Below are 24,214 nucleotides of genomic sequence, written 5' to 3' on the forward strand. Positions count from 1 at the left end.
TTCGCAAAAGGAGTCCATCATGGGCAACAAAATCGTGACCGAAGCCGATCGCAAGTTCACCCCCCAACCCAAGACCCCCAATGGCGTGGTGCTGCCCACTGGTGGCCGTGGCCAGCGCGTGAGCCTGGAGCGTGGTTCGCACACCCGCAGCAAGAAGAACCCTGGCAAGCGCCACGGCTGATTCCCTGTCTGGGGCAGGCCCTGTGCCTGCTGCCCGGCACTGCAGCACAGCCCGCTTTTGGCGGGCTGTTGTTTTTGGTGGGCCTGAAAGACTCCCTTGCAGCGTGGCCCATGCTGCGGTGAGTGGTGTCGGTCATGGGTAGCCCGCTACCATGCGTGCTGGCGGTTGCAGTCTGGTGGTTCAGGGGGTAAGCCCCGCACTATGACTGGGCGGACAAACAAGGAGTGCGATGCAAATGATGGATGCGGCTGCGCCGTCTGCGGCGCCCGAAGCGGGGGAGTCCGCGTGGTGGGTGGTGTGCCTGTGTGCCGGCTGGTGCGGAGTGTGCCGTGAATACCGCAGCGGTTTTGAGGCCTTGGCCCGGCGCAGGCCGGAGCTGCGCTGGCACTGGCTGGATGTGGAAGATCGCGAAGACCTGGTTGAGGACATGGACGTGGAAACCTTCCCCACCTTGCTGATAGGGCAGGGTGCGCAAGCCTTTTTTCTGGGGCCGTTGCTGCCGCAGCACGCGGTGCTGGAGCGGCTGGTGGACTCTTATATAGACGGCGCGCCCGCTGCAGCCTTGCTGCCCGCCGAGGCAACGCCGCTTTTTCTACGGATTGCCAAAGCCCTGGCCTGAGTGCACAATGCCCCGCACAAATGTCGATGAGGCTTGTCTTTGCGAATCAATGCTTTAGCGGCTACAATACTGGCTTCACGACCAAACGGGCGGGTAACAACCGCCCGTTTTTTTTGGTCGGTTGGATTTGGAGCTCGAAGCTGCCGCCAACCTGTGCGGGCGGCTGTCGGGTTTTTTGTACTTCCGGGATTGAACTGAATACACGTGGCATTACAGCAAATCGTTGAAGAAATCGTGACTGGTCTGGGCTACGACCTGGTGGAGATTGAACGCTCTGCAGGCGGGCTGCTGCGCATTACCATCGATTTGCCCTGGGTGCCACCAGCCGAAGACCAGGCCGAGTCGCTGGCTGAGCAGTTCATCACCGTGGAAGACTGCGAAAAAGTCACACGCCAGCTGCAGTTTGCACTGGAAGTCGATGGTGCGGACTACCGCCGACTGGAAGTGTCGTCGCCGGGCATCGACCGCCTGCTGCGCCATGAACAGGACTTTGTCCGCTTCCAGGGGCAGGAAGTGGACCTGACACTCAAGGAAGCCATTGGTGCGGCCGCCGCGGGCAGTGTCAACGTCAATCGCAAGAAATTTCGCGGCACGCTGGAGCGCGCCGAGGACGGAGGCTGGCAGATCGTCTGGAGCGATGCCCCTCCCGTCAAGCCGGGTCAAAGAGTAAGTAAGAAGCGCGAACCCGCGCCGTTGCAGGCGATGGGCTTCACGCTGGATGAGTTGCGAGAGGCGCGTTTGGCGCCCATCGTTAATTTCAAAGGGCGTGCAGCCAAGCCGGTGTGAGTCGCTGGCAGTTGTCATCGTTTGGAGCAAGGCGGGCGCTGTGGATGGCGCCTTCGCTTGAGATATGAAATAGGAGAGTCGTCGCATGAATCGCGAACTGTTGATGTTGGTAGAAGCCATTTCGCGTGAAAAGAATGTAGAGCGCGATGTGGTGTTTGGTGCGGTGGAGCAGGCGCTGGCTCAGGCCACCAAGAAGCTGTACGCAGGAGAGGTGGACATCCGCGTGCACATCGACCGCGATAGCGGCGACTACGACACTTTCCGTCGCTGGGAAGTGGTGTCTGACGACGCCGGCCTGCAAAACCCCGAGGCGGAAGAAATGCTGATGGATGCGGTGGATCGCAAGCCGGACGCACAGGTGGGCGACTTCCTGGAAGAGCAGATCGAATCCCTGCCCATCGGCCGTATTGGAGCGATGGCGGCCAAGCAGGTCATCTTGCAGAAGATCCGCGACGCTGAGCGCGAGATGCTGCTCAACGAATTCATGGCCCGTGGCGAGAAGATCTTCACCGGCACGGTCAAGCGCATGGACAAGGGCGACATCATTGTCGAGTCCGGCCGCGTGGAAGGCCGCTTGCGCCGTGGGGAAATGATTCCCAAGGAAAATCTGCGCAACGGTGACCGTGTGCGCGCCATGATCATGGAAGTGGACCTGACGCTGCGCGGCGCGCCCATCATTCTGTCGCGCTCCGCGCCCGAATTCATGATCGAGCTGTTCCGCAACGAAGTGCCTGAAATCGAGCAGGGTCTGCTGGAAATCAAGAGCTGCGCACGCGATGCCGGCAGCCGTGCGAAAATCGCAGTGATCTCTCACGACAAGCGCGTGGATCCCATCGGCACCTGTGTCGGTGTGCGTGGTTCGCGCGTCAACGCGGTGACCAATGAGCTCGCTGGCGAGCGCGTGGACATCGTGCTGTGGTCGGAAGATCCCGCCCAGTTCGTGATTGGTGCGCTGGCCCCGGCCAACGTCTCCTCCATCGTGGTGGACGAAGAAAAACACGCCATGGACGTGGTGGTGGATGAGGAAAACCTCGCCATCGCCATCGGCCGTGGTGGCCAGAACGTGCGTCTGGCATCCGACCTCACGGGTTGGAAGATCAACATCATGGATGCCGCCGAGTCTGCCCAAAAGCAGGCTGTGGAAACCGACTCCTCCCGCAAGCTCTTCATGGAAAAGCTGGACGTGGATGAGGAGCTGGCAGGCATCCTGATTGATGAAGGCTTCAGCAGCCTCGAAGAGGTGGCCTATGTGCCCATCGCCGAAATGCTGGAAATCGAAGCGTTCGACGAGGAAACCGTCAACGAACTGCGTGCACGTGCCAAGGATGCCCTGCTGACGATGGAAATCGTTCAGGAGGAAAGCGTGGCACTCGTGTCCCAGGATTTGCGTGATCTGGAGGGTCTGACCCCCGAGCTGGTGGCCAAGTTGGCCGACGGTGGCGTGCAAACCCGTGATGATCTGGCCGATCTGGCCATCGACGAGCTGACCGAACTGACCGGCCAGACTCCCGATGAAGCCAAAGCTTTGATCATGAAGGCGCGCGAGCACTGGTTCACGCAAGGTGAAGAGTAAGGGTCACGGAGGTAAGTAGGAAATATGTCGTTGAACACCGTCGCCGAGTTTGCCGCTGAACTCAAAAAATCGCCCGAAACCCTGCTCGACCAACTCAAGTCCGCTGGGGTAGCGAAGTCGTTGCCTTCGGATCCTTTGACCGACTCGGATAAGCAAAAACTCCTCAGTCACCTGAAAGCCAGCCATGGCGCAGAAGGTGCTGACCGCAAGAAGATTACGTTGACCAAAAAATCGACGAGTGAAATAAAGCAGGCCGATGCCACTGGCAAGGCCCGCACCATTCAGGTTGAAGTGCGCAAAAAACGCACCTTCATCAAGCGCGAAGACACTCCGGCCGAAGTGGCAGCCCAGGCTGCACGTCCGGCCGTGGAGCTGGCTCGCCGCGAGGAAGAAGCCCTCCAGGAAGTAGAAGCCCTGCGCAAGGAAGAAGTGGCCTTGGTCGCAGAGCGCAAGGACCGCGAAGACCGGGAAGACCGCGAGCGCAAGGAACGGGAAGCCGAAGAGCGCGCCCGTGCCTATGCCGTGGCCGAAGCCACCAAGGTGCGCCAGGAAAAGGAAGCCAAGAAGGAAGCTGCGGCCGAAGCCGCTGCTGCCGCAGAGGCCCGTGCACAGGCACAGGTCGATGCACGCTCCAAGGCCGAAGAAGAGTCCAAGGCCCGTGCGGCCGAGGAATCTGCTCGCGCCAAGGATCTGGATGAGCGCCGCCGCAAGGCCCTGGCCGAAGCCGAGGCCATCCGCGCCATGATGGCAGCACCCAAGAAGGTGCTGGTGGCCAAGAAGCCGGAAGAAATCAAGAAGGCAGCCCCGGCTGCGGATGCCAAGAAGCCCGCAGCCGCCAAGGACGCCAAGCCCGCTGCAGGCGCTGGTGCCGGTGGCAATGCAGGTGCTGGTGCCCGTGCCGGCAAGGAAGTCAAGTCGGCCAAGCTGTCCTCCAGCTGGGCGAATGACGCCGGCAAGAAGAAGGAAATCAAGACCCGTGGCGACAGCTCGGGTGGTGTCGGCCGCTCCAACTGGCGCGGTGGCCCCCGTGGTGGCCGTCGCGGTAACGACCGCAACGAGCACCAACAGCAGCAGGCGCCGGAATTCCGCCAGCTGGAGATCTCCGTGCCGGAGACCATCACCGTGGCCGAACTGGCGCACAAGATGGCCATCAAGGCATCCGAGCTGATCAAGGTGCTGATGAAGATGGGCCAGATGGTCACCATCAACCAGCCGCTGGACCAGGACACCGCCATGATCGTGGTGGAAGAAATGGGCCATACCGCCAAGGTCGCTGCACTGGACGAGCTCGAAGCCTTCACGGCCGAAGAAGTCTCCAGCGCCGAAGCCGAGCTGCTGCCGCGTGCTCCTGTGGTGACCGTCATGGGTCACGTGGACCACGGCAAGACCTCGCTGCTGGACTACATCCGCCGCACCAAGGTGGCCTCTGGCGAAGCCGGTGGTATTACCCAGCACATCGGTGCCTACCACGTGAATACCCCACGCGGCATGGTGACCTTCCTGGACACCCCCGGTCACGAGGCCTTCACGGCCATGCGTGCACGCGGTGCCAAGTCCACCGACATCGTGATTCTGGTGGCCGCTGCCGACGACGGCGTGATGCCCCAGACCAAGGAAGCCATCAAGCACGCCAAGGCGGCTGGTGTTCCTATCGTGGTGGCCATCACCAAGTCCGACAAGCCCGAAGCCAACCCCGAGCGCGTCAAGCAAGAGCTGGTGGTGGAAGAGGTGCTGCCGGAAGAATACGGTGGCGACTCTCCCTTTATCGCTGTGTCGTCCAAGACCGGCGAGGGCATCGACGCCCTGCTGGAGCAAGTGCTGCTGCAGGCCGAAGTGCTGGAGCTCAAGGCGCCTGTGGAAGCCGCCGCCAAGGGTATCGTGGTCGAAGCCCAGCTGGACAAGGGCCGCGGTACCGTGGCCACCGTGCTGGTGCAATCCGGTACGCTGAAGGTGGGTGATGTGGTGCTGGCAGGCCAGACCTATGGCCGCGTGCGTGCCATGCTGGACGAAGATGGCAAGCAGACCAAGGAAGCCGGTCCTTCCATTCCGGTGGAAATCCAGGGCCTGAACGAAGTGCCGCAAGCCGGTGATGACTTCATGGTGCTCAGCGACGAACGCCGTGCCCGTGAAATCGCCACCTACCGTGCCGGCAAGTTCCGCCATACCAAGCTGGCCAAGCAGCAAGCTGCCAAGCTGGAAAACATGTTCGCCGAAATGTCCGCTGGCGATGTGCAGACCCTGCCCATCATCATCAAGGCCGACATGCAAGGCTCGCAGGAAGCACTGGGCGCCTCGCTGCTCAAGCTCTCCACGGAAGAGATCAAGGTTCAGCTGGTGTACTCCGGCGTGGGCGGTATCTCGGAGTCCGACGTCAACCTGGCGCTGGCATCCAAGGCCATCATCATTGGTTTCAACGTGCGTGCAGACGCCCAGGCCCGTAAGACGGCCGAAGGCAACGATGTGGACGTTCGCTACTACAACATCATCTACGACGCCGTGGATGAGGTGAAGGCGGCCATGTCCGGCATGCTGGCTCCCGAGAAGCGCGAAGAAATCATCGGTATGGCCGAAATCCGTACCGTGTTTGTGGCAACCAAGATCGGTACGATTGCAGGTTCCTACATCACCCAGGGTCACGTCACTCGCAATGCACACTTCCGTCTGCTGCGCGACAACGTGGTTATCTACACGGGTGAGATCGAATCGCTGCGCCGCATGAAGGACGACGTCAAGGAAGTCAAGGAAGGCTTCGAGTGCGGTATCAAGCTCAAGAACTACAGCGACATTCGTGAGAACGACATGCTGGAAGTCTTCGAGATCAAGGAAATCGCGCGTACGCTGTAAATCATGGCTACCCGTAAGAAATCCGCTGCGCCTAACCGCAGCTTCAAAGTCTCCGACCAGATCCAGCGTGATCTGTCGGAGCTGATCGCCCGCGAGTTGAAGGACCCGCGCGTTGGCATGGTCACGCTGCAAAGCGTGGAGGTGACTCCTGACTATGCCCACGCCAAGGTGTTCTTCAGCCTGCTGATTGGTGATCCTGAACAAACCGAATTGGCACTGAACCAGGCCGCAGGCTTTCTGCGCAACGGCCTGTTCAAGCGCCTGCACATTCATACCGTGCCTACGCTGCACTTCCATTTCGACCGCACCACCGAGCGTGCGGCCGACATGAACGCCTTGATCGCCAAGGCTGTGGCGTCGCGCGGCCCCGAAGAAGGCTAAGCATGAACGCCACTCGCACAAGGGTGCAGCGGCGCCCTGTGCATGGGGTGGTGCTGCTCGACAAGCCGCTGGGCCTTTCCAGCAACGACGCTTTGCAAAAAGTGAAGTGGTTGCTGCGCGCGGAAAAGGCCGGCCATACTGGAACGCTGGACCCCCTGGCCAGCGGCGTCTTGCCGCTGTGCTTTGGTGCGGCCACCAAGTTCAGCCAGCTGCAGCTGGAGGCTCCCAAGACCTATATCGCCATCGCCCGCCTGGGCCAGACCACGACCACGGCCGACGCCGAGGGCGAGGTGCTGCGTGAGCGCGTTGTGGATATGGCGGCCATCACGCCCGAGCGTCTGGCTGCCGTGCAGGCGCAGTTCAGCGGCGACATTCAGCAGGTGCCGCCCATGTACAGCGCGCTGAAGAAAGACGGCAAGGCCTTGTATGAATACGCCCGCGCCGGCATCGAGATCGAGCGCCCCGCGCGCGCCGTCACGATTCATGCATTGCATCTGCGGCTGACGCAGGACGAGAGCGCACAGCCAGCTATCGAAATGGAAGTGACCTGCAGCAAGGGCACCTACATCCGTACGCTGGCCGAAGACGTGGGCGAAGCCCTGGGCTGCGGTGCCCATCTGCGGGCACTGCGCCGCACCGACACCGGGGGCATAGGACTGGCGCGCTGCGTCACGCTGCAGGACTTGATCGCTATGCCGGAGGAAGAGCGCATGCAGCATGTGCTGCCTGCGGACACATTGCTGCATGCCCATGTGCCTGTCACATTGGGCGAGCAAGATGCCGGGCGTTTTCTGTCCGGCTTGCGCCGTCGTGGAGGCTGGCCGGATGCCAGCGCCGTGGCGGTGTATGGAGAGCATCCCCGTGCCCTGCTGGGCGTCGGGCATGTCACAAGCGGGGAGCTGATTCCTGACCGCCTGCTCAGTCCCCTGGAAATTCAACAGATTTTGGAAGGCACGCCGCTGCGCACAGAGCACGGCAGTTTGGAAACTTTATGAGCAAACAAATCCGCAACATCGCCATCATCGCGCACGTTGACCATGGCAAGACCACCATGGTTGACCAGCTGCTGCGCTCCTCTGGCACATTCGCCGAACACGAAAAAGTCGTGGACACGGTCATGGACAACCACGCCATCGAACGTGAGCGTGGCATCACCATCCTGGCCAAGAACTGCGCCGTGTCCTGGAAGGACACCCACATCAACATCCTCGACACACCCGGTCACGCGGACTTCGGTGGTGAAGTGGAACGCGCCCTGTCCATGGTGGACGGTGTGGTGCTGCTGATCGACGCGCAAGAAGGCCCCATGCCCCAGACGCGCTTCGTGACCAAGAAGGCGCTGGCCCTGGGCCTGCGCCCCATCGTGGTGGTGAACAAGGTGGACAAGCCTGGTGCCAACCCCGACAAGGTGATCAACGCCGCTTTCGACCTGTTCGACAAGCTGGGCGCCACCGACGAGCAACTGGACTTCCCCGTGGTCTACGCCTCGGGCATCAACGGCTGGTCCTCCAAGGTAGAGGGCGAGCCCGGTGCGCAGTGGGGCCCCGATATGTCGGCCCTGTTCGACACCATCCTGGAACATGTGCCTGCCGTGCAAGGTGACGCATCGGCGCCGCTGCAGCTGCAGGTCTCTGCACTCGACTACTCGACCTTTGTGGGTCGTATCGGCGTGGGCCGTATCACCCAGGGCACGCTGAAGGTGGGCCAGCAAGTGGCCGTGATGGCCGGCCTGGACGGCAAGAGCTACAACGGCAAGATCAACCAGATCCACACCTTCCAAGGCCTGGATCGCGTGCAAGCCACCGAAGCCGGTCCTTCGGAAATCGTGCTGATCAGCGGCATTGAAAACATCGGTATCGGCGAAACCATCACCGACCCGGCCAATCCCCAGCCGATGCCGATGCTGAAGATTGACGAGCCCACGCTGACCATGAACTTCTGCGTGAACAACTCGCCGCTGGCGGGCCGTGAAGGCAAGTTTGTGACCAGCCGCCAGATCTGGGACCGCCTGCAAAAGGAACTGCGTTCCAACGTGGCCCTGCGCGTCAAGGAAACCGACGAAGACGGTATCTTTGAAGTCTCCGGCCGTGGCGAGTTGCACCTGACCATCTTGCTGGAAGAAATGCGCCGCGAAGGCTACGAGCTGGCCGTGTCCAAGCCCCGCGTGGTGATGCAGACCATCGATGGCGAGCGCCATGAGCCCATCGAGCTGGTGACGGCCGACATCGAAGAAGGCCACCAAGGCGGCGTGATGCAAGCCCTGGGCGAGCGCAAGGGCGAGCTGGTGAACATGGAACCCGATGGCCGCGGTCGCGTGCGTCTGGAATACCGTATCCCGGCCCGTGGTCTGATCGGTTTCACCAACGAATTCCTGAACCTGACCCGTGGTTCCGGCCTGATCGCCAACATCTTCGACAGCTACGAGCCGCACAAGGGCGACATCGGTGGCCGCAAGAACGGCGTGCTGATCTCCATGGACGACGGTGAAATCTTCACCTACGCCCTGGGCAAGCTGGACGACCGCGGTCGCATGTTCGTTAAGGCCAACGACCCCGTGTACGAAGGCATGATCATCGGCATCCACAGCCGCGACAACGACCTGGTGGTGAACGCCACCCGTACCAAGCAGCTGACCAACTTCCGCGTTTCGGGCAAGGAAGACGCGATCAAGATCACGCCTCCCATCGAGCTGTCGCTGGAATACGGCGTGGAATTCATCGAAGACGACGAGCTGCTGGAAATCACCCCCACCAGCCTGCGCGTGCGCAAGCGCCACCTGAAGGAGCATGACCGCAAGCGTGCTTCTCGCGACGCGTAAGCTGCTTGCTCGGAAGGATGGGAATGCCCATCCTGCTTGCATAAGCTGCTATCAAAAAAGGCCGCCCTCGGGCGGCCTTTTGACGTCTGGGGTGTGCTGAAGCAGGGCTGGCGCTACAGCGCAGCGCCGCTGCCACCCCCTGAGATCGTAAACACGCGCTGAGAGCAGGCGGCTCAGGGAGAGATGTGCCTTACATCCACGCTGGCGATGCGCCGGCCCTGCAGCTGCAGCACCTGCAGGCGCAGGCCGGGCAGCTCCAGCACCTCGCCGGCGGCGGGCAGCCGGCCCAGATGGTCCATCATCAGGCCGGCCAGGGTGCTGTAGTCGGCATCTTCGTCCATCAACTGCATGCCGGTGGCGCGCTCCAGTGCATGCAGATCGGCTACGCCGCTGACGATCCAGTGAGCGCCGCCGGGCTGGGGTTGGATTTCGGGCACCTCGTCCTCATCAGGGAACTCGCCGGCAATGGCTTCCAGCAGATCGATGGGGGTGACCAAACCCAGAATGCTGCCGTACTCATCGCTGACCAAAACCATCTGGCGGCGCGACTGGCGCAGCATCTCGGCCAGTTTGAGCACGCCCACCGAGCCTGGCACCACCAGGGCCGGGCGCAGGCTGCGTTCCTCGTTGATCTGGCCCTGGGTCAGCAGGTCGGACAGCAGGTCGCGCGTGTGGGCCACGCCGACGATATGGTCCAGCGAGCCACGGCCTACGGGCAGCAGACCATGGTCGGCCTGCAGCAGTTGCTGGCGCAGTGCGGCGGGGTCGATCTCTACATCCAGCCATTGGATGGCGTAGCGCGGCGTCATCACCGACTCGGCATTGCGCTCGCCCAGGCGCAGCACGCTGCTGACCATGTGGCGCTCGGCGTGGCCAAAGGCCTGGGGCAGCAGCTGGGCAATGGCGTCGCGCGAAGGTTCGCTGCTGGTGGGCGCCGGGGCCGCGGCCGGTTCGCCCAACAGGCGCAGCACGGCACGGGCCGTGCGCTCGCGCATGGGCAGGCGTGCCTCGTGCCTTTGCTGGTTGCGCAGGCGCAGCTGGTTGAAGAACTCGATCATCACCGAGAAGCCAATGGCCGCATACAGATAGCCCTTGGGCAGATGAAAGCCCAGGCCCTCGGCCAGCAGGCTGAAGCCAATCATCAGCAAAAAGCTCAGGCACAGCACCACCACCGTGGGGTGGGCGCCCACAAAAGTGGTCAGCGGCTTGGAGCCCCACATCATCACGCCCATGGCAATCACCACGGCGGCCATCATCACGGGCAAATGGTCCACCATGCCCACGGCGGTGATGATGGAGTCCAGCGAGAACACCGCATCCAGAATCACGATCTGCAGCAGCACCATGCCAAAGCTGGCATAGCCCTGGCCGCCAGTTTCGCCGTGTTCCACGCCCTCCAGGCGCTCATGCAGCTCGGTCGTGGCCTTCCACAGCAGAAAAATACCGCCGGCCAGCAAGATCAGATCGCGCCCGGAGAGCGAAACCCGCCACCACGAGAGCAGTGGCTCGGTCAGCTTCATCAGCTGCGACATCACCGAAAGCAGTGCCAGGCGCATGACCAGGGCCAGGGACAGGCCGATGAGGCGGGCCTTCTCGCGCTGTGCCGGTGGCAGCTTGTCGGCCAGGATGGCGATAAAAACCAGGTTGTCTATACCCAGCACGATCTCCAGCACGACCAAGGTCAGCAGGCCGGCCCAGATGGTGGGGTCTGTGAGCCATTCCATCAACGCAGCCTCCTGGAAATGTGGCCCGGCAGAGCAAGGACATGAATGGGAGAGAAAAAGGCGGTGCGGCGCAGCGGCCGCAGGCCAAGATGGCGTGGCAGACCACGCCTGGAACAGGGTGCAGATTCCATAGGTCGCCTATTTTAAAAGAAGGGCTTGCGGGCAGGAGTCCGGCATGCCGGACTTGCGGGTGACAGGAAGCACGCCGCACCCTCTGGCACAATCGCCGCCGCGTCTATGGTCACAAGCCGTATCGGCTGCGACCGTCACATCGAATAACAGTGAGGAGACTTTTCATGAGCACCCCCCCCAGCCACATCCATGCCGAACGCCGTGGCCAGATCGGCCTGATCACGCTGCAGCGCCCGCAGGCGATCAATGCCTTGTCGCTGCAAATGGTGCGCGATCTGTATGCGGCCCTGCTGCAGTGGCGCGACGACCCCAGCGTGCTGGCCGTGGCCATTCGCGGCAGCCACAAGGAAGGCGTGTTCGGCCATTTCTGCGCCGGCGGCGACATCCGCTTCCTGCATGCAGCGGGCAGCAGCGGCAACCCCGAGCTGGAAGACTTCTTCACCGAGGAATACGCGCTCAACCACCTGATCTTCACCTACCCCAAGCCCTATATCGCTTTCATGGACGGCATCGTCATGGGCGGCGGCATGGGCATCAGCCAGGGCGCCAGCCTGCGCATCGTGACCGAGAAAACCAAGATGGCCATGCCAGAGACCATCATCGGCCTGTTCCCCGATGTGGGCGGCGGCTACTTTCTCTCGCGCTGCCCCGGCCAGGTGGGTGAATGGCTGGCCTTGACGGGCGACACTGTGGCCGCCGCCGAGGCTATTGGCTTCAAGCTGGCCGATGCCTATCTGCCCGCTGCTGAGCAGGCCGCACTGTGGGAGGCGCTGGCCAGCCAATCGTTTGCCGATGGCAAGGCGGTGGAGGCTTTTGTGCAATCGCGCACCCAGGCCCAGGCGCCGGGCGCGGTGCGCAACACGGCCGATATCGATCGCGTGTTTGCCCTGCCCACGGTCAAGGCCATCATCGATGCGCTGGAAGCCGACACCAGCGAATGGGCGCAGGCTACGGCCGCGGCGCTGCGCAAGCGCTCGCCGCTGATGCTGCATGTGGTGCTGGAGCAGATTCGCCGTGCGCGTGGCATGGATGTGGCCACCGATTTGCGCATGGAGCGCGACATGGTGCGCCACTGCTTTTACCTGCGCCCCGGCCAGAGCGAAACCGTGGAGGGCGTGCGCGCCCTGGCAGTGGACAAGGACCACAACCCGCAGTGGAACCCCGCACGCATCGAAGACGTGCCCGAAGACCTGTGGCGCGCGTTCTTCGTCAGCCCCTGGCCGGCGCATTCGCACCCGCTGGCCATGTTGAAGGACTGAAGGTTTACTCCCGCGCCGGCCTCCGGCGCTGAGGGGGGTAAAAAATGCCGCATGCGCTAGCGGCGGGCTCTGGTGGTGGGTGTTGCTGCGGCTACGGTGCAGGGGAGGGCTCAAGCCATCAGCAGCGGTGCAGGGGTAGACGTGGGAGTGGCTTCCCGGCTGCTGCCCAGGCGGAAGGCCTGCACCGTGGTCTGCAAATCCTGGGACTGGGCATGCAAATGGGCGGCTGCCGCGCTGGACTCTTCCACCAGGGCCGCGTTCTGCTGGGTCATCTGGTCAAGCTGGGCAATGCTCTGGTTCACCTGGGCCGCACCCTGGCTTTGCTCGCGGTTGGCTGCATTGACTTCGCTGACGATGTCCTGCACGCGCGTGACGTTGTCCAGGATGTCCTGCATGGACGCGCTGGCCTCTTGCACCTGCTCGCTGTTGGCCTTGACGCTGCCGAGGTTGGAGTCGATCAGGCTGCGAATCTCCTTGGCGGCCGTGGCGCTGCGTTGCGCCAGGGCGCGCACCTCGCCGGCCACCACGGCAAAACCTCGGCCTTGCTCGCCGGCGCGGGCGGCTTCCACGGCGGCGTTCAGCGCCAGGATATTGGTCTGGAAGGCAATACCGTCGATGACGCCGATGATGTCGCCAATCTTCTGGCTGCTGCGGTGGATCTCTTCCATGGTTTGCCGCATTTGCTGCGCCACCGCGTGGCCCTTGTGGCTGGCATCGCAGGAGCTACGGGCCAACTGCTCGGCCTGGCGGGTGGCGTCGGCACAGTGCAGGGCCGAGGTGCTCAGCTCTTCGATAGCGCTGGCGCTTTCCTCCAGGTTGGCGGCCGTGTGCTCGGTGCGCTGGCTCAGGTCGTTGCTGCCACTGGCCACCTGGGCGCTGGCGGTGGCAATGCTCTGGGCGGTCATCAGCACGTGCGACAGGGTCTGGTTCAGCGTGCTGCGCATCTGGTCAATGGCCTGCAGCAGCTGGCCGGTTTCGTCGCTGCCGTAGCTGGCCTGGGGGCGGCCGCTCAGGTCCAGCGTGGCCATGGAGCGTGCGGCGGCGGTGGCCAGGTGCAGAGGGCTGGTGATGCTGCGGGTGACCCGGAAGGACAGGATGCAGCCCAGGGCCAGGGCGGCCAGCGTGAAGACGATCAGCTGCCGCGCGCTGGACTGGCGGGCGCGCTCGCTGGCTGCGGCCAATTCGTCAAAGCGTTCGCGCTGCTTGTCGGCCAGCAGGGCCACGGATTGCAGATAGGCGCGCATCGTGGGCTCGAACTGCTCGGTGAAGACGCGGTGGGCGCCGCTGGCATCGCCGCCGGCCTTCAAGGCCGCAATCTGCTTGCGCTGTGCCAGGTAGCTATCGCGCAGCTGCGAGGACTGGGCCAGCATGGCCAGTTGCTGCGGGTCCTTGAGCCGCTCGTTGATGATCTTCATCTGGCGCGCGGTGTCGGCCGTGGCGTCCTTGGTGGCCTGGTCGAAGTACTGCACCAGGCTGTCATCGCTGCTCTTGGCAATGGCTGCGGCGCGTTGCACGCCGGCCGTGACGTTCATGGACCAGTCCTTGAGCGCACGCTCTGCCACCAGCACGTCGGAGAGCATGGTACGCAGCACGGCATCTTGCTGCTTGGACTGGTAGATGGCCAGACCGCTGCCGGTCAGAAACAGCACCAGGATGCTGGCGATCAGTGCGGCCAGCTTGCGGCCAATCGGCCAATTTGCCAAAGACATTCTTACTCCCGAAGCCTGCCGTTCTGGCGTCGTGCCTGTGGTTTGCATCCGTGGCGGCGACGCACTTTGTTGGGGAAAATCACGGGTTGACGGCAGTGAATCTAATTGTTACAGGTGTAAATATGACGGGCGTATGACGTGGCGGGCTGCGGTTTAAGCTGTATCAAGCTCTGGCGAAATAAGCCGGTGCGGGGCCTTGGCCAGCAGGGTGCGAAGCCGCAGGCAGTCCGCTGTTTTGTACCCCGCAGCCGCAATGTGGTTGGAAAAAACAAGAGCTGCCTACGCTTATCTGCCCAGCGTCTCCCATGCTTTTCATGGTGAAGTGCTTGGCAGATAAGCGTAGGCAGCTCTGGGTTTGGGAGCGGTCTATTCGCCGGTGCAGCGTCAGCGGTTGCGGCTTTTCATGGCGCGTTCCACCTCGCGCTTGCCTTCGCGGTCCTTGATGACATCGCGCTTGTCATGCTCGGCCTTGCCCTTGGCCAGGGCGATATCGCATTTCACCAGGCCGTTCTTCCAGTGCAGATTGATGGGCACCAGCGTGTAGCCTTTTTGCTCGACCTTGGTCGTCAGGCGTTCGATATCGTCTTTCTTGAGCAGCAGCTTTTTGATGCGCACTGCATCGGGGTTGACGTGGGTGGATGCCGTCTTGAGCGGGTTGATCTGGCAGCCCAGCAAGAACATTTCACCACCCTTGATGAGCACATAGCCATCGGTGAGCTGCACTTTGCCTTCGCGCAGGGCTTTCACCTCCCAGCCGTGCAGCACCATGCCCGCTTCATAACGCTCTTCAAAGAAATAGTTGAACGCCGCTTTCTTGTTGTCTGCAATGCGCGACGGAGTTTCGGTTTTTTTCGTTGCCATGGGTTCTTTGATACGGTGCGCCCCGTGCAAGCAGGGCTCTCTCTACAATGGGCGCTTTGCCGCATACAGTGATTCTAGTTTCGCACGGGCTGCTGTGCCGTCAGCGTCCGCAATCCCCGCGCACGGCGGTTGCCCCCGTGTTACCAGCCGATGAAAAACGTCCATAAGTCCGTCCTGATCTGGTACAGCCCTGCCGAAATGTTCGCCCTCGTCTCCGATGTGGCGCGCTATCCGGAGTTTCTGCCATGGTGCTCGCACACCCAGGTGCTGGAGCAGGATGCGCAGGGCATGACCGCCGAGGTCGGCATGTCGCTGGCTGGGTTGAAGAAGTCGTTTGTCACCCGCAACACCAACGAAGCCGGTCCGGCGGGTGGTCACACCGTGGCCATGCGTCTGGTCAAGGGCCCGTTCTCGCGCCTGGAAGGGCGCTGGATCTTTCACCCCGTGGGCGACGGCAGCCAGCGCGCCTGCAAGGTGGAGCTGCAGCTGGACTACGGCTTTGATTCGGCGGCGCTGGCCGCCGTGGTGGGCCCGGTGTTTGACCGCATCGCCAACTCCATGGTGGATGCCTTCATCAAGCGCGCCGAGAATGTGTATGGGTGACGTGCTGGTCTGGCATTCGCCTGCACCGGGACAGGTTCAGGAATGCACCGTGCACCTGCCGCAACCCGCCACCGTGGCCCAGGCCTTGCAGGCTGCCGGGCTGCCTTGGGAGGGCCTAGCCTGCGGCATCTGGGGGCGGGTGTGTGATGCCGCCACCTTGGTGCAAGCCGGCGACCGGGTAGAGCTCTACCGCCCGTTGACCGTAGACCCCAAGGTCGCACGCCGCACCCGTTTTGCCAGCCAGGGCGCGCGCAGCACCGGCCTGTTTGCCAAGCGCAGGCTCAATAGCAAAGCGGGTTACTGAACTCGGAGCGCAGGCTGGGCCAGTCCGGTTGGTGCGGCTTTTGAGGTGGGACGTGAAATCGCCGCAGCTCATCGCTGGCGCTGAAGGCCGACCGGCCTGCGCAGTCTTTTCAGGACGCGATTGGGCTTGGAGGGCTGCGGTCATGGTGCTGCCACTTCTGCAAAGGGAACCGTTGGGCAGGTACAATCTTTCTTTTGGAGCCCTCACATGCGCCTTCTCGGAAAAGCACTGACCTTCGACGACGTTTTGCTCGTCCCCGCCTACTCCGAAGTCCTGCCCAAGGACGTATCTCTCTCCACCCAATTCACACGCAACATCACGTTGAACCTGCCCCTGGTGTCCGCCGCCATGGACACGGTGACGGAAGCGCGTTTGGCGATTGCCATTGCCCAAGAAGGCGGCATTGGCGTGATCCACAAGAACATGACGGCCGAGCAACAAGCTGCCGAAGTGTCCAAGGTCAAGCGCCATGAATCCGGCGTGGTGCACGACCCCGTGGTCATCACCCCAGCACACACCGTGCTGCAAGTGCTGCAGCTGTCGGAAGAGCGTGGCATTTCGGGCTTCCCCGTGTGCGACGGCGGCAAGGTGGTGGGTATCGTGACCAGCCGTGATGTGCGCTTCGAGACCCGCTATGACGTCAAGGTCCGCGAGATCATGACGCCCCGCGAAAAGCTCATCACCGTCAACGAAAAAGACGGCACCAGCCCCGCCGAAGCCAAGGCGCTGCTCAACAAGCACAAGCTGGAACGCATTCTGGTGGTGAACGACGCCTTTGAACTCAAGGGCCTGATCACCGTCAAGGACATCAACAAGCAAACCACCTTCCCCAACGCTGCGCGTGACGCTGCCGGCCGCCTGCGCGTGGCTGCTGCCGTGGGCGTGGGTGCTGGCACGGAAGAGCGCGTGGCCGCCTTGGTGCAAGCCGGGGTGGACGCCATCGTGGTGGATACGGCCCATGGTCACTCCAAGGGTGTGATTGACCGCGTGCGCTGGGTCAAGCAACACTATCCGCAAGTCGATGTGATTGGCGGCAATATCGCCACCGGCGCAGCTGCGCTGGCCCTGGTGGAGGCCGGTGCCGACGCCGTCAAGGTCGGCATTGGTCCTGGCTCCATCTGCACCACCCGCATCGTGGCCGGTGTGGGCGTGCCCCAGATCATGGCCATCGACGGCGTGGCCCAGGCCCTGAAGGGTACGGGCGTGCCCCTGATTGGTGACGGTGGTATCCGCTTCTCGGGCGACATCGCCAAGGCCCTGGCTGCTGGTGCCTCCACCATCATGATGGGGGGCATGTTTGCCGGTACCGAAGAAGCGCCGGGCGAAGTGATTTTGTACCAGGGTCGCTCCTACAAGAGCTACCGCGGCATGGGCTCCATCGGTGCCATGCAGCAGGGCTCGGCCGACCGCTATTTCCAGGAATCCAGCACCGGCAACCCCAATGCCGACAAGCTGGTGCCCGAAGGCATTGAAGGCCGCGTGCCCTACAAGGGCTCCATGGTCTCCATCGTCTACCAAATGGCCGGCGGCGTGCGTGCCTCCATGGGCTACTGCGGCTGCAAGACCATTGCCGAGATGAACGACAAGGCCGAGTTCGTGGAAATCACGGCGGCCGGCATCCGCGAATCTCACGTTCACGACGTGCAGATCACCAAGGAAGCGCCGAACTATCGCGCGGACTGATGACGGAAAAATGGCTGCTGGATGGCAGCCATTTTTCTGTGCTTGAAAGCTTGAACTGGAGTCTCCATGAAATTGGCGGAAGCCTTGCTGCTGAGGGCGGATCAAAAAAAGAAGCTGGCCTCTTTGCGTGAACGCATTGCTCGCAATGCCATCGTGCAAGAGGGGGAGCAACCCAAGGAAAAAGTGGCGGACTTGCTGGCAGAGGCGACATCCACCTTGCAGGAGCAGCAAAAGCTGGTGCGCACCATCAATGCCGCCAACGAGGCTGCCAAGTTGGCAGACGGCCGCTTGCTGGCCGATCTGCTGGCGCAGCGCGACATGCTGGTGGCCCAGCATTCCCTGTTGAGCTGCGCTATCGATGCCACCCACAAAGATGTGGACCGCTACAGCCAGCGCGAAATCAAATGGGTGCCGCAGATTGATGTGGCCAGTGTGCAAAAGCAGGCCGATGATGTGTCGCGCAAGATCCGTGAGGTGAACGTGACGATCCAGGCCGCAAATTGGCAAATTGATATCTGAGTTTTGGAGCGTCGCGGGCGAGTGCTAAGACCTCGGTGAGGCCAGGAGGTTGAAAACAAGCTGGTCTCTCAACTGGATGCGCGAAGGGCAGCGCACGGTGCTCAATACACCATGTACCAATCAGCCCATCACTGTTTACAGCGCACTTTGTAGACTTCACCCCGCACCACCTTGCACTGACGCGACGCTCCCTTCTTTGCAGACCAGATTGCGATCTTCTGGTCTGAATGTTAAAATCTGACCTGAATTAAATTTCAGGCCAGATTTTTCTTTTTCCGCAGTCTCTTCCCATGCAATCCGTCGGTATCTACGAAGCCAAGACCCGTTTCTCTGCCCTGATCGAATTGGTCGAGCAGGGCGAGGAAGTGCGCATCACCCGCCACGGCAAGGAAGTGGTGCGCATGCTGCCCATGCGCCGCAAGCCGGTGATCACTGACGAGCAGATTGCCCAGGAGTTGGCGCATATTGCGGCGCTGCAGTCCACCATACGGGCTGCAGAAGCTATGGATTCCGTAGCAAGCCTGCGCCACTGCGGAAGGAGCCAGGCATGAGCGCCGCAGCTTTTGTGCTCGATGCCTCGGTCACCGCAGCCTGGTTGTTGCCAGACAACGCCAGCAGCCATACCCAGCGCCTCTACACCCGCATACGCCGCGATGAGGTCGACCCGCAAGCCCCCAATCTCTGGCAGTGGGAATGTGGCAATCTGATCGCCTCGGGTGTGAACCAGGGCCGTATTCCGCGCGCCAGTGTGGAAGGCCTGTGGGGCGTGCTGGAGGCCATACGCCACCGTGTGGAGCTGCATGAGCTGGCGCCCGCACAACACAAGGCCGTGCTGGATGTGGCGCAGGACACGGGCCTGCCCATTTACGACGCAGCCTACCTGTGGTTGGCGCAGTCGCTGCGCCTGCCGCTTGCCACATTCGATGCTGCCCAGATCGCCGCCGCCCGCAAAAGCGGTGTGCAGCTCTTGGCGCCCGAAGATTTCTGAACGTCTCCCTTTTTCTCCTACCCTTCTTGCCCTTGACCACCATGCAACACGACAAGATTCTCATTCTGGACTTCGGCTCCCAAGTCACCCAGCTGATTGCCCGCCGCGTGCGCGAAGCCCATGTCTACTGCGAAGTCCACCCCTGCGATGTGAGCAGCGACTGGGTGCGCGAATTCGCCGCCGACGGCAAGCTGAAGGGCGTGATCCTGTCCGGCAGCCACGCCAGCGTTTATGAGGTGGACGACCGCGCGCCCGATGCCGTGTTCGAGCTGGGCATTCCCGTGCTGGGCATTTGCTACGGCATGCAGACCATGGCCACCCAGCTGGGCGGCAAGGTCGAAGGCAGCAACAGCCGCGAATTCGGTTACGCCGAAGTCCGCGCCCATGGCCATACCGCGCTGCTCAAGGGCATTGAGGACTTTGTCACGCCCGAAGGCCACGGCATGCTCAAGGTCTGGATGAGCCATGGCGACAAGGTCACCGAGCTGCCCCCGGGCTTCAAGGTCATGGCCTCCACACCGTCCTGCCCCATCGCCGGCATGGCCGACGAAGCACGTCGCTACTACGCCGTGCAGTTCCACCCCGAAGTCACGCACACCGTGCAAGGCCAGGCCCTGCTGAACCGCTTTGTGCTGGACATCTGTGGCACCCAGGCCGACTGGATCATGGGCGACTACATCGCAGAAGCCGTGGCCAAGATCCGCGAGCAGGTGGGTGACGAAGAGGTGATCCTGGGCCTGTCCGGCGGCGTGGATTCTTCCGTCGCTGCGGCCCTGATCCACCGCGCCATCGGCGACCAGCTGACCTGCGTGTTTGTGGACCATGGTCTGCTGCGCCTGAACGAAGGCGATGCAGTCATGGAGATGTTTGAAGGCAAGCTGCATGCCAAGGTCATCCGCGTGGATGCCTCCGAGCTGTTCCTGGGCAAGCTGGCCGGTGTGTCCGAGCCAGAAGCCAAGCGCAAGATCATCGGCGGACTGTTTGTCGATGTGTTCAAGGCCGAAGCCGCCAAACTCAAGGCCGCCACGGCCGGCAGCAAGGGTGCGACCTTCCTGGCCCAGGGCACCATTTACCCCGACGTGATCGAGTCCGGCGGTGCCAAGAGCAAAAAGGCCGTCACCATCAAGAGCCACCACAATGTGGGCGGTCTGCCCGAGCAGTTGGGCCTGAAGCTGCTGGAGCCGCTGCGTGACCTGTTCAAGGACGAGGTGCGCGAGCTGGGTGTGGCCCTGGGCCTGCCCCGTGGCATGGTCTACCGCCATCCCTTCCCTGGTCCCGGCCTGGGTGTGCGCATTCTGGGCGAGGTGAAAAAGGAATACGCCGACCTGCTGCGCCGCGCCGATGCCATCTTCATCGAAGAGTTGAACAACTGGATCGACGAGGCCAGCGGCAAGAGCTGGTATGACCTGACCAGTCAGGCCTTCACCGTCTTCCTGCCCGTCAAGAGCGTGGGCGTGATGGGCGACGGCCGCACCTACGACTACGTCGTGGCCCTACGCGCCGTGCAGACCAGCGACTTCATGACAGCCGACTGGGCCGAGCTGCCTTATGGTCTGCTGAAGAAGGTCTCCGGCCGCATCATCAACGAAGTGCGTGGCATCAACCGCGTGACCTACGACGTCTCGACCAAGCCGCCTGCAACCATTGAGTGGGAATAATTTAAAGTTTCCAGCAACGTACGGTAGCGTTCTGGAAACTGCTGATTCCCTATAAGGAATCATGGGTTGTTCGTCCAAGGACAACCCATAAAATACAACAATAGCCGTAAATTCATGCGGTACGCCTGACGGTAAAGCTGTAACATTTCGGAACGTTGCTTTCCCATACCGACACCTCCCTGTGACGGTATCAACGAAAGCCTAATCAAAATGCTTACTGACACCGAACTACGCAGCCTGCGCCCTAGAGAAAAAGCCTACAAAATCTCGGATCGTGATGGTATGTATGTCATGGTGACTACTGCTGGCACGAAGTCATTTCGCTATGACTACCGCCTCAATGGCCGACGAGAAACACTCACTATTGGTAAGTACGACGACACTGCAGGGGCTAAACACCCTAGAAGCCCAGATCAGCTTGAGTTTGGGATGACGGTATCGTTAGCTGAAGCCAGATCACTGCTGACGGTAGCGCGACGGTATGTTGAGCGTGGCCAGTCACCAGCCAAAACCAAGGCACTTACCAAGCAGGAAGCCATCAATGCTCTGACCTTCGCTTCTTGGGCTGAACGCTACTTTGAGGACAAGGCAGATCCGAACAATGGTGCAAAGCTTGCGGACTCAACGCTGGCTATGCGGCGGTCTGTATACACCCGGCACTTGTTACCAGCGTTTGGCAAACTGAAGTTGGAAGAAATCACACCTGCATTGTTGATGCAGCTTTGTGAAAAAATTAAAAAGAATGGTGCTCCAGCTCCTGCTGTGCAAGTTCGTGAAATCACGTTGCTTGTGTACCGATTTGCACTATCCAAAGATAAAACGCTTCAAGTCGGCAACCCAGCAGCTGATATTAGGCCAAGCGATATTGCGAGCTTTAAGCCTCGTGATCGTGCACTAAGTCCCAATGAAATAAAAATATTTTTTGAAAGTCTAGAAAAAATTGGGACTACCCCAACCCTAAGATTAGCGATTAAATTTATTCTTTTAACTATGGTTAGAAAAGGAGAGTTTATAGATGCAACTTGGGATGAGATCGATTTTGATAATTCCGCCTGGATAATCCCCAAAGAGCGGATGAAAGCATCAAGGCCACACGTCGTTTACTTGAGTGACCAAGCACTTGATATATTGGTGAGTTTTCGGGCTTGCTTTTCAGCTTCTAAATATATTCATCCTGGAAGATACGACTCATCAGTTCCTCTGAGCAATGCAACATTAAATAGAGTAATCGATATCGCTGTCAAAAAAGCAAATGAACTTGGGAATGAATTAGAGAGCTTTACAGTGCATGACTTGCGAAGAACAGCGTCATCACTGCTGAATGAGTTTGGGTTCAACAGGGACTGGATTGAGAAGTGTTTAGCCCATGAAGAAAATAGCGTGAGAAGTACTTATAACAAGGCTGAGTATTCGCATCAAAGAAGAGTAATGCTTCAAGCTTAGGCAGATATTGTTGATTGTTTTATTTATGAGCGTCAATTGGGTGATTTGGTAAAAAATTCAAGAATAGAGGCATTAAATTTTTAAGAATAAATTTAAAATATAATGTGAGGAAATTAAATGAGGGAATTTACTCTTTCTGATTTCAATGAAAATAATAAAAGCATTCCGCCTCCAGATTGGGCGATGGAATGTATCGTCTCGATTAGATCATTGTGGGAGATCTCTGCAATGGCTGGCGATGTTGCACCAATACTTCCGGTAGTCAAGGAGAAAAAATCCATAGACAAAAAATGGAGGTCTGATTATTTTGAGCGGACTCGTGAAATGAGTAAGGTGCTGCAGTCTGATCGAAATCAATTAGGTGATTTTGTGTACTACGACCCGCACTTGGGAGTAAATTCCATAAAAACGGGGAAAAAAGAAAAAACGAAAATAGATTTAAGAAATACACAAGTCGATGTCATTAGTGCTATTGAATTTCTTTGGAATAGATACGGAAAGAGTTCTTTTCCGGAAGGGTTGGAGCTAATCCATAAAAAACAAAAGGAGCGAAGACTTTATCTTGCATCCAAGGCTGACAAAGAGAAGAAAAATTATTATTTTAGCTCTGGTGAGAATGAAGCCAAAGAATCTGCAGCCAATAGGCAAGATAAGGCCAATGCAACAAAGGAAATAAAAAGGCTGCAGGCTATGCTTTATATCATTTCATGTGCTAATCATGGCATTGATTGGAAAATTAAATCTTTAGACATGGATTTGATTTTTAATTGGCTTGACGATATAGAAGAGGTCGGGTTTGAAAAAGTTCATGGATTCGGGCAGCATGCCATTGAAAATCTTGTAGAAAAATGCTTTAAGGCATACTGGGAACTAAAAGAAAAAAAATAATGGAAGATGAGGGGGTATAAAGTGGCAGCAAAAAACGTTAAAAGACCACTAACTGGACGCATGTAGTCCCCTTGAGAACCTGAGCCAGCGGGAAGTAGAGAATTCGCAAACCAACGGAGTCTCTACATGAAGAAATCCAGATTCAGCGAAGCGCAGATAGTCAGCATCCTTAAAGAGGTTGAGATGGGGGCAAGGTTGGCGACACATGCAGAAAGCTTGGCGTGAGCGAGCCGACGTACTACAAATGGAAGAGCCAGTTCTCGGTGCGGGTTCAACCGGTCGATGCAACACATTCGTTGAACATCTCCGTTGGTGTCCTGAATCCCAGAGGCTTCCTGGGCGCTCATTCAATTTTCTCGCAATCGTATCCAACTCCTGCTACGAGTAGCAAGACACATCCATGCTCTTGGGCAGGTACTGCCGCAGCAGCCCATTGGTGTTCTCGTTGGTGCCGCGCTGCCAAGGGTTCTGTGGGTCACAGAAGTAGACCTGGATGTTTGTGTCAGTGGTGAAGCGCTTGTGGCCTGCCATCTCCGAGCCTCGGTCCCACGTCAAGAATCGGTAGAGTTCTTGCGGCAAGATGCGGGCATGCCTGGCCAACGCTGCTGCGACGGTATACGAGTCTTTGTCCGCCAGCTTGACCAGCATCACGTAGCGCGTGTGCCGCTTCACCAAGGTGGCGATCGGCTATGTGCGCCACCGAACAGCATCAGTGGCCCGGCACTGCCCGGTCCTCGATGCACACGGGCCGCTCGCTGATGGGCACTGCATCCACGATGCGGCCATGGATGGGCGTTTTCTGGGTGCAGTGGCGCGAGCGGCGCATCCTTCTGGTCCGGCGCAAGTGCGTCAGCAACTCCTTCTTCAAGGCCCCACGCGCTTGAACGAACAACGTGCGGTAGATGGCTTCGTGCGACACCTGCCAATCCTTTTCACCTGGGTATGTCCGCTTGAGCCATCCTGCGATTTGCTCAGGCGACCACTGGCTTTGCAATTGCGTGGCCACGATCTGTGCCAGTGCAGGATGCTTGATGCATGGCGATGAAGGCGTACTTCAGTCGGACTGACTGGCATCTGCTGCTGGCGAACCCATTTGTACAGGCTATGTGCGCTCACCCCCAAGCGGCGAGAGACATCGGCCACGCTGTGGCCGTGTTCCGGGATTTGCTTGGCGGCTGCAATCCTGAATTCTTCGGGGTAACGTTGACTGCTCATAAGGACTCCTATTGAAACGGAAATAG

The 24,214-nt window shown here is 60.0% G+C and carries 21 protein-coding genes and 3 pseudogenes; 19 read left to right on the plus strand and 5 right to left on the minus strand.

Annotated elements, in window-relative coordinates:
* The first annotated feature begins 19 nt into the window (after nucleotides 1–19).
* The 8 genes from ACA027_RS08535 (at nucleotide 20) to typA (ending at nucleotide 9,202) form a co-directional block, all read left to right on the plus strand.
* Nucleotides 20–181 (plus strand): hypothetical protein, encoded by a 162-nt coding sequence (locus ACA027_RS08535; RefSeq protein ID WP_370681945.1) that lies wholly within the window; start codon nucleotides 20–22, stop codon nucleotides 179–181.
* Between the two features lie 229 nt (nucleotides 182–410).
* Nucleotides 411–800 (plus strand): thioredoxin family protein, encoded by a 390-nt coding sequence (locus ACA027_RS08540; RefSeq protein ID WP_370681946.1) that lies wholly within the window; start codon nucleotides 411–413, stop codon nucleotides 798–800.
* 204 nt (nucleotides 801–1,004) lie between these two features.
* Nucleotides 1,005–1,586 carry a ribosome maturation factor RimP gene (rimP, locus tag ACA027_RS08545; protein WP_370681947.1) on the plus strand — a complete coding sequence of 194 codons (582 nt, stop codon included), beginning with the start codon at nucleotides 1,005–1,007 and terminating at the stop codon, nucleotides 1,584–1,586.
* An 85-nt stretch (nucleotides 1,587–1,671) separates the two neighbouring features.
* Nucleotides 1,672–3,159: a transcription termination factor NusA gene (gene nusA, locus ACA027_RS08550; RefSeq protein ID WP_370681948.1), complete on the plus strand. Its 1,488-nt coding sequence runs from the start codon at nucleotides 1,672–1,674 to the stop codon at nucleotides 3,157–3,159.
* A gap of 24 nt (nucleotides 3,160–3,183) precedes the next feature.
* Entirely contained in the window at nucleotides 3,184–6,003 is a 2,820-nt protein-coding gene (infB, locus tag ACA027_RS08555; protein ID WP_370681949.1) for a translation initiation factor IF-2, read from the plus strand.
* A 3-nt stretch (nucleotides 6,004–6,006) separates the two neighbouring features.
* On the plus strand, nucleotides 6,007–6,384 hold the full coding sequence (rbfA, locus tag ACA027_RS08560; protein WP_370681950.1) for a 30S ribosome-binding factor RbfA: 378 nt from the start codon (nucleotides 6,007–6,009) through the stop codon (nucleotides 6,382–6,384).
* Nucleotides 6,385–6,386: 2 nt separating this feature from the next.
* On the plus strand, nucleotides 6,387–7,379 hold the full coding sequence (gene truB / locus ACA027_RS08565; RefSeq protein ID WP_370681952.1) for a tRNA pseudouridine(55) synthase TruB: 993 nt from the start codon (nucleotides 6,387–6,389) through the stop codon (nucleotides 7,377–7,379).
* Nucleotides 7,376–9,202, plus strand: coding sequence for a translational GTPase TypA (gene typA, locus ACA027_RS08570; protein ID WP_370681953.1), 1,827 nt, complete (start codon nucleotides 7,376–7,378; stop codon nucleotides 9,200–9,202). The genes truB and typA overlap by 4 nt, the downstream gene beginning before the upstream one ends.
* Before the next feature lie 173 nt (nucleotides 9,203–9,375).
* On the opposite strand, the gene ACA027_RS08575 is transcribed toward typA, so the two are convergent.
* Nucleotides 9,376–10,926 carry a TerC family protein gene (locus ACA027_RS08575; RefSeq protein ID WP_370681954.1) on the minus strand — a complete coding sequence of 517 codons (1,551 nt, stop codon included), beginning with the start codon at nucleotides 10,924–10,926 and terminating at the stop codon, nucleotides 9,376–9,378.
* A 296-nt stretch (nucleotides 10,927–11,222) separates the two neighbouring features.
* Here ACA027_RS08575 and ACA027_RS08580 point away from each other — a divergent pair, with 296 nt between their 5' ends.
* Nucleotides 11,223–12,317: an enoyl-CoA hydratase/isomerase family protein gene (locus ACA027_RS08580; protein WP_370681955.1), complete on the plus strand. Its 1,095-nt coding sequence runs from the start codon at nucleotides 11,223–11,225 to the stop codon at nucleotides 12,315–12,317.
* Between the two features lie 110 nt (nucleotides 12,318–12,427).
* Here the strand turns inward: ACA027_RS08580 and ACA027_RS08585 are convergent, their stop codons facing one another.
* Nucleotides 12,428–14,026 carry a methyl-accepting chemotaxis protein gene (locus ACA027_RS08585; RefSeq protein WP_370681956.1) on the minus strand — a complete coding sequence of 533 codons (1,599 nt, stop codon included), beginning with the start codon at nucleotides 14,024–14,026 and terminating at the stop codon, nucleotides 12,428–12,430.
* A 384-nt stretch (nucleotides 14,027–14,410) separates the two neighbouring features.
* Nucleotides 14,411–14,887, minus strand: a complete 477-nt coding sequence (smpB, locus tag ACA027_RS08590; RefSeq protein ID WP_370681957.1) for an SsrA-binding protein SmpB — start codon at nucleotides 14,885–14,887, stop codon at nucleotides 14,411–14,413.
* 150 nt (nucleotides 14,888–15,037) lie between these two features.
* Here smpB and ACA027_RS08595 point away from each other — a divergent pair, with 150 nt between their 5' ends.
* The 10 genes and pseudogenes from ACA027_RS08595 to ACA027_RS08640 form a co-directional block, all read left to right on the plus strand.
* The gene (locus tag ACA027_RS08595; protein ID WP_370681958.1) at nucleotides 15,038–15,490 is read left to right on the plus strand and encodes a type II toxin-antitoxin system RatA family toxin; all 453 of its coding nucleotides are present in this window, start codon (nucleotides 15,038–15,040) and stop codon (nucleotides 15,488–15,490) included.
* A 49-nt stretch (nucleotides 15,491–15,539) separates the two neighbouring features.
* A complete protein-coding gene (locus tag ACA027_RS08600; RefSeq protein WP_370681959.1) occupies nucleotides 15,540–15,794 on the plus strand; it encodes an RnfH family protein in 255 nt (84 codons plus the stop codon).
* Between the two features lie 207 nt (nucleotides 15,795–16,001).
* A complete protein-coding gene (gene guaB, locus ACA027_RS08605; protein WP_370681960.1) occupies nucleotides 16,002–17,477 on the plus strand; it encodes an IMP dehydrogenase in 1,476 nt (491 codons plus the stop codon).
* A 66-nt stretch (nucleotides 17,478–17,543) separates the two neighbouring features.
* Nucleotides 17,544–17,996, plus strand: a complete 453-nt coding sequence (locus ACA027_RS08610; protein ID WP_370681961.1) for a DIP1984 family protein — start codon at nucleotides 17,544–17,546, stop codon at nucleotides 17,994–17,996.
* A gap of 290 nt (nucleotides 17,997–18,286) precedes the next feature.
* On the plus strand, nucleotides 18,287–18,547 hold the full coding sequence (locus ACA027_RS08615) for a type II toxin-antitoxin system Phd/YefM family antitoxin (RefSeq protein WP_370681962.1): 261 nt from the start codon (nucleotides 18,287–18,289) through the stop codon (nucleotides 18,545–18,547).
* Nucleotides 18,544–18,984: a type II toxin-antitoxin system VapC family toxin gene (locus tag ACA027_RS08620; protein WP_370681963.1), complete on the plus strand. Its 441-nt coding sequence runs from the start codon at nucleotides 18,544–18,546 to the stop codon at nucleotides 18,982–18,984. The genes ACA027_RS08615 and ACA027_RS08620 overlap by 4 nt, the downstream gene beginning before the upstream one ends.
* Nucleotides 18,985–19,025: 41 nt before the next feature.
* Nucleotides 19,026–20,642 carry a glutamine-hydrolyzing GMP synthase gene (gene guaA, locus ACA027_RS08625; RefSeq protein ID WP_370681964.1) on the plus strand — a complete coding sequence of 539 codons (1,617 nt, stop codon included), beginning with the start codon at nucleotides 19,026–19,028 and terminating at the stop codon, nucleotides 20,640–20,642.
* A 210-nt stretch (nucleotides 20,643–20,852) separates the two neighbouring features.
* Complete coding sequence (locus tag ACA027_RS08630; RefSeq protein ID WP_370681965.1) at nucleotides 20,853–22,085, plus strand: tyrosine-type recombinase/integrase; 1,233 nt, start codon at nucleotides 20,853–20,855, stop codon at nucleotides 22,083–22,085.
* 117 nt (nucleotides 22,086–22,202) lie between these two features.
* On the plus strand, nucleotides 22,203–22,973 hold the full coding sequence (locus ACA027_RS08635; protein ID WP_370681966.1) for a hypothetical protein: 771 nt from the start codon (nucleotides 22,203–22,205) through the stop codon (nucleotides 22,971–22,973).
* Between the two features lie 126 nt (nucleotides 22,974–23,099).
* Nucleotides 23,100–23,233: pseudogene (locus ACA027_RS08640) on the plus strand (transposase); the annotation flags it as partial.
* 11 nt (nucleotides 23,234–23,244) lie between these two features.
* Here ACA027_RS08640 and ACA027_RS08645 read toward each other — a convergent pair.
* Nucleotides 23,245–24,012: pseudogene (locus ACA027_RS08645) on the minus strand (IS30 family transposase); the annotation flags it as partial.
* A 41-nt stretch (nucleotides 24,013–24,053) separates the two neighbouring features.
* Nucleotides 24,054–24,188: pseudogene (locus ACA027_RS08650) on the minus strand (transposase); the annotation flags it as partial.
* Between the last annotated feature and the right edge of the window lie 26 nt (nucleotides 24,189–24,214).

It is taken from the genome of Comamonas sp. GB3 AK4-5 (genome assembly GCF_041320665.1).
Classification (GTDB): Bacteria; Pseudomonadota; Gammaproteobacteria; order Burkholderiales; family Burkholderiaceae_C; genus Comamonas.